Source organism: Micromonospora sp. NPDC023966 (assembly GCF_040639095.1).
Lineage (GTDB): Bacteria > Actinomycetota > Actinomycetes > Mycobacteriales > Micromonosporaceae > Micromonospora.
In genome coordinates this window covers 67,748-73,820 of record NZ_JBEZZJ010000030.1, presented here as the reverse complement: position 1 = coordinate 73,820, position 6,073 = coordinate 67,748, and the positions used below count along the sequence as shown (strand labels likewise).

At 73.2% G+C, this 6,073-nt stretch carries 3 protein-coding genes and 1 tRNA gene; all 4 read left to right on the top strand.

The features are described 5' to 3' along the window. The first annotated feature begins 247 nt into the window (after window positions 1-247). The 4 genes from fdh to AB0F68_RS27760 all read left to right on the top strand — a co-directional run bounded on the left by fdh (window position 248) and on the right by AB0F68_RS27760 (window position 6,065). Window positions 248-3,571, top strand: coding sequence for a formate dehydrogenase (fdh, locus tag AB0F68_RS27775; protein ID WP_357343480.1), 3,324 nt, complete (start codon window positions 248-250; stop codon window positions 3,569-3,571). Continuing rightward, entirely contained in the window at window positions 3,564-4,607 is a 1,044-nt protein-coding gene (locus tag AB0F68_RS27770; RefSeq protein WP_357343478.1) for a 4Fe-4S dicluster domain-containing protein, read from the top strand. Before fdh ends, AB0F68_RS27770 begins: the two co-directional genes overlap by 8 nt. Next, window positions 4,604-5,839, top strand: coding sequence for an NrfD/PsrC family molybdoenzyme membrane anchor subunit (gene nrfD, locus AB0F68_RS27765; RefSeq protein ID WP_357343476.1), 1,236 nt, complete (start codon window positions 4,604-4,606; stop codon window positions 5,837-5,839). Before AB0F68_RS27770 ends, nrfD begins: the two co-directional genes overlap by 4 nt. A gap of 130 nt (window positions 5,840-5,969) precedes the next feature. Then, window positions 5,970-6,065: transfer RNA gene (locus AB0F68_RS27760), tRNA-Sec, on the top strand. Window positions 6,066-6,073 lie beyond the last annotated feature (8 nt).

Genomic DNA, 6,073 nt, shown 5'->3' with positions numbered 1-6,073 from the left:
ATTATCCGGCCACCACCTATATATACACTCTACACAGCACACTCTTTCCATACCCGCCGCTCTTCCTATCTCACCGACGCCCAGCGGCGCCCCGGCCATCCGGCCGGGGCGCCGCTGTTTTGCGCCCGGGTCATGAGCCCCACGGTCCGGGGCGCCGCTGTTTTCCGGCTCGGGTCGCGAGCGCACGGCGGCTGGCCTAATGTTCAGAAGGTCAGCTACCCGCGAGCCGGGGAGGGGGTGTGCCGGGATGGGTCTGAAGACCTTCATTCAGGGTTGGCCGGTCTACCGGCAGCTCACCGGCACCGACCCGCTCGGCCGGGGCGCCGCGGCGCAGTCGGCCCGCTCGGCGGCGCTGACCGCGCGCACCGAGACGGCCGACAGCATGGCCCGGTCGGTCTGCCCCTACTGCGCGGTGGGCTGCGGGCAGCGGGTGTACGTGAAGGACGGGCAGGTCACCCAGATCGAGGGCGACCCCGACAGCCCGATCTCCCGCGGCCGGCTCTGCCCGAAGGGTTCGGCCAGCAAGAACCTGGTGACCAGCCCGTTGCGGCAGACCAAGGTCCGCTACCGCCGGCCGTACGCCACGGAGTGGGAGGACCTGGACCTCGACGTCGCGCTCGACATGATCGCCGACCGGATCCTCGCCGCCCGCGACGAGACCTGGGAGGACGTCGACGACCAGGGCCGCCCGCTCAACCGGACGCTGGGCATCTCCAGCCTGGGCGGGGCGACGCTGGACAACGAGGAGAACTACCTCATCAAGAAGCTGTTCACGGCGATGGGGGCACTCCAGATCGAGAACCAGGCCCGCATTTGACACTCCTCCACCGTCCCCGGTCTGGGGACCAGCTTCGGTCGCGGCGGCGCGACGGACTTCCAGCAGGACCTGGTCAACGCTGACGTCATCGTCATCCAGGGCTCCAACATGGCCGAGGCCCACCCGGTGGGCTTCCAGTGGGTGATGGAGGCCAGGAAGCGCGGCGCGAAGGTCTTCCACGTGGACCCACGGTTCACCCGGACCAGCGCGCTCGCCGACACGTACCTGCCGATCCGGGCGGGCACCGACATCGCGCTGCTCGGCGGCGTGGTGCGGTACATCCTGGACAACGAGCTGGACTTCCGGGAGTACGTGCTGGCGTACACCAATGCGGCGAACATCGTCAGCGAGCAGTTCGCCGACACCGAGGACCTCGACGGGCTCTTCTCCGGCTACCGGCCGGAGACCGGCTCGTACGACGAGACCAGCTGGCAGTACGAGGGGCACGAGGAGCACGCCCGCAACCGGGGCACCGGCAAGGAGCGGGAGAGCGCGGCCGGGCTCGAGCAGGAGTCGCACGGCCCGCCGGTGCCGGGTCAGACCCTGCGGGACGAGACGTTGCAGCATCCCCGCTGCGTCTACCAGATCCTCAAGCGGCACTTCTCCCGCTACACGCCGGAGATGGTGGCCCGGGTCTGCGGCATCCCGGAGGAGAAGTTCCTGGAGCTGGCCCGCGCCTGGACGGAGAACTCGGGCCGGGAGCGGACCGGCGCGCTGGTCTACTCGGTGGGCTGGACCCAGCACAGCGTCGGCGTGCAGTACATCCGCACCGGCGCCATCATCCAGACCCTGCTGGGCAACATGGGCCGGCCGGGCGGCGGCGTCCTGGCGCTGCGCGGGCACGCCAGCATTCAGGGCTCCACCGACATCCCGACCCTGTTCAACCTGCTGCCCGGCTACCTGCCGATGCCGCACCACGCCAACCACCCGACGTTCGGCGAGTGGGTGGACAGCATCCGGCACCCCGGCCAGAAGGGCTTCTGGGGCAACTCCCGGGCCTTCGCGGCGAGCCTGCTCAAGGCGTACTGGGGGGACGCGGCGACGCCGGAGAACGACTTCTGCTACGGCTACCTGCCCCGGATGACCGGCGACCACGGCACCTACCAGCAGGTGCTGAACATGATCGACGGCAAGGTGAAGGGCTACTTCCTGCTCGGCCAGAACCCGGCGGTCGGCTCGGCGCACGGCCGGGCCCAGCGGCTCGGCATGGCCAACCTCGACTGGCTGGTCGTCCGCGACCTGTTCATGATCGAGAGCGCCACGTTCTGGCGAAACAGCCCGGAGGTCGCTACCGGCGAGATCGTGCCGGAGGAGTGCCGCACCGAGGTGTTCTTCCTGCCCGCCGCGTCGCACGTGGAGAAGGAGGGCACCTTCACCCAGACCCAGCGGCTGCTCCAGTGGCGGGAGAAGGCCCTAGACCCGCCGGGCGACTGCCGCTCCGAGCTGTGGTTCTTCTACCACCTCGGTCGGGTGCTGCGCGAGAAGCTGGCCGGCTCCACCAAGCCCCGCGACCGGGCGCTGCTCGACCTAGCCTGGGACTACCCGACGCACGGCCCGCAGGCCGAGCCGAGCGCCGAGGCGGTGCTCAAGGAGATCAACGGCTACGACGTGGCCACCGGCCGGCCCCTGGGCGGCTTCCCGGAGGCCAAGGACGACGGCTCCACCGCGGTCGGCTGCTGGATCTACACCGGTGTCTACGCCGATGGCGTCAACCAGGCGGCCCGCCGCAAGTCCCGCCACGAGCAGGACTGGGTGGCCGCCGAGTGGGGCTGGGCCTGGCCGGCGAACCGGCGCATCCTCTACAACCGCGCCTCCGCCGACCCGGAGGGCCGGCCGTGGAGCGAGCGCAAGAAGTATGTCTGGTGGGATCCGGACAAGGGCGAGTGGACCGGCTACGACGTGCCGGACTTCGAGAAGACCAAGCCGCCGAGCTACCGAGCGCCGGAGGGCGCCTCTGGGCCGGAGGCGCTCGCCGGGGACGACCCGTTCGTCATGCAGGGCGACGGCAAGGCCTGGCTGTACGCGCCCACCGGGGTGCTCGACGGGCCGCTGCCGACGCACTACGAGCCGGCCGAGTCGCCGGTGCGCAACCCGCTCTACGGGCAGCAGGCCAACCCGACCCGCAAGGTCTACGAGCACCCGGTGAACCGGATGAACCCGAGCCCGCCGGAGGCGCACAGCCAGGTCTTCCCGTACGTGTTCACGGTCAGCCGGCTCACCGAGCACCACACCGCCGGCGGGATGAGCCGGACCGTGCCGCGCCTGGCCGAGCTGCAACCGGCGATGTTCGTCGAGGTGTCCCCGGAGCTGGCCGCCGAGGTGGGGCTGGCGCACCTCGGCTGGGCGCACCTGGTCAGCGGCCGCGCGGTGATCGAGGCGCGGGTGCTGGTCACCGACCGGCTCACCCCGCTGCGGGTCGAGGGCCGGGTGATCCACCAGGTCTGGCTGCCGTACCACTTCGGCGGCGAGGGCCTGGTCACCGGCGACTCGGCCAACGACCTGTTCGGCATCACCCTCGACCCGAACGTGCTCATCCAGGAGAGCAAGGTCGGCACCTGCGACGTGCGGCCGGGCCGGAGGCCCACCGGGCCGGCCCTGCTCAACCTGGTCGCCGACTACCAGCGACGGGCCGGGATGACGCCGGACCGGCGCGTGCCCCTGGTCACCACCGACGCGGCCGGCGGGGACGACGCCGCCGGCAGCACCGACGACGGATCCGCCGGCGCGGCACGGGACAGGGGCGGGGATGCCTGACGTCAACAGCCTGTACGGTCCGCTGGACCCGGCCCCGGACGCGGGCTGGGTCGAGGCCGGCCCGCGGTTGGGCTTCTTCACCGACACCAGCGTCTGCATCGGCTGCAAGGCCTGCGAGGTCGCCTGCAAGGAGTGGAACGAGGTCCCGGACTCGGGCTTCGACCTGCTCGGCATGTCGTACGACAACACCGGCGCGCTGACCGCCAACTCCTGGCGGCACGTCGCGTTCATCGAGCAGCCCCGCCCGGCCGGGCACCGCACCCCGCCCTTCGCGGACAACCCGACCGGCCCGCCGAGCAGCGCGGCGAGCGCGGCGACCGCCGCCGGCACGGCCACCGACACCGGCACCGATCCGGGGCTGCCGCCGGGCCGGCCGGAGCCGGCGGCGCGGATGGCGGCCGGCCCGGAGTTCCTCGGCATGCCGGGCGCACAGCCGCCTGGCCGGTCCACCGGCGCCGAGACGCGCGCCGACTTCCGCTGGCTGATGATGTCGGACGTCTGCAAGCACTGCACCCACGCGGCCTGCCTGGACGTCTGCCCGACCGGTTCGCTCTTCCGCACCGAGTTCGGCACCGTCGTGGTGCAGGAGGACATCTGCAACGGCTGCGGCTACTGCATCTCCGCCTGCCCGTACGGGGTGATCGACCAGCGCAAGGGCGACGGCCGGGCCTGGAAGTGCACGCTCTGCTACGACCGGCTGGGCGCCGGGAAGACGCCGGCCTGCGCGCAGGCCTGCCCGACCGAGTCGATCCAGTTCGGGCCCCTGGACGAGCTGCGGGAACGCGCCGCCCAGCGGGTGGCGCAGCTGCACGAGCGCGGTGTGCCGGAGGCCCGCCTCTACGGCGACGACCCGACCGACGGCGTCGGCGGGGACGGCGCGTTCTTCCTGCTCCTCGACGAGCCGGAGGTCTACGGCCTGCCGCCGGACCCGGTGGTCACCACCCGGGACCTGCCGAAGATGTGGAAGCGGGCCGGGCTGGCCGCCCTGGCCATGGCGGCGGCGGCCGTCGCCGCGTTCGTCGGAGGTTCATCGTGAGTCCGGACCGCCCCCCGGTGGGCGCCCTGTTCCGCCGTTTCCGGGACCGGCTCGCCGTCGAGGGCCCGCACCGCCTCGGCGGCCCCGGCGGGCACACCGGCCACGGTCCGAAGGTGACCCCCGCTCCGGGCGCGGGCGTGGCCCGCACCGACGCCGGGGCCCGGCAGGCGGGCCTCGCCCCGCAGCCGCCCCGGGACGTCGAGCCGGCCGAACGACCCCGCCGCCGCGGCGGCCGGGGCGGCGGTGAACAGCTCAACGTGCCACCGGCCGAGTTCACCTCCTACTACGGCCGGCCGATCCTCAAGGCGCCGGTGTGGAAGTGGGACATTGCCGCGTACCTGTTCACCGGCGGACTCGCCGCCGGGTCGTCGCTGCTCGCCGCGGGCGGGCAGCTCACCGGCCGGCCCGCGCTGCGCCGCGCCGGCCGGCTCACCTCGCTCGCCGCGGTCACCGCCAGCACCTTCTTCCTCATTCACGACCTGGGCAGGCCCAGCCGGTTCCACCACATGCTCCGGGTCGCGAAGCTGACCTCGCCGATGTCGGTGGGCACCTGGATCCTCGCCACCTTCGGGCCGGCCGCCGGGGTGGCCGCGGTCGCCGAGGCCGCGCCCCGGCTGCCCGAGCGCGGGCTGCTCGGGCTCGGCCGGAAGCTGCTGCCGCCGGCCGGGAACGCCGCCGGGCTGGTCGCCGCGGTCGCCGCGCCCGCGCTGGCCACGTACACCGGGGTGCTGCTCGCCGACACGGCCGTGCCGTCCTGGCACGAGGCGTACCCGGAACTGCCGACCATCTTCGCGGGCAGCGCGCTGGCCAGCGGGGCCGGCGTCGGGCTGCTGGCCGCGCCCACCGGCGAGGCCGGGCCGGCGCGGCGCCTCGCGGTCGCCGGCGCGGCGCTGGAGCTGTGGGGCTCGCACCGGGTGGAGACCCGGATGGGTCTGCTCAGCGAGCCCTACACGGTCGGCACCGCCGGGAAGCTGCTGCGCGCCGGGCGCGCGCTCACCGCCGCCGGGGTGGTCGGCGCGCTGGTCGGGCGCCGCAGCCGGGCGCTCTCCGCGCTTTCCGGCGGCGCGCTGCTCGCCGCCTCCGTCTGCACCCGGTTCGGCATCTTCCACGGCGGGGTCGCCTCGGCGAGGGACCCGAAGTACACCGTGGTGCCGCAGCGGGAACGGGCGCAGCAACGGGAGAGCCAGGAACCAGACGTCAGCGGGCCGGGCGCCGGCCCGAACGGGGGATAGGCAGGACAGGCGACCGCCTGCCCACCGCTCCCGGCGAGCCACGGCCTGACTTCCAGACCCCCGGACCCTGATCCGGTTGCGTCCGGTCCTCCGCGGGCGGCCGGAGATCCCATGTGGTTAAGTGCTCGGTGGAGGCGTTCAGGCGGCTGGTGCCCCTCCCGGTCTTCAAAACCGGTGTGGTCCGGGACCCGGGCCAGGCGGGTTCGATTCCCGTCCGTCTCCGCCAAGCAGTCC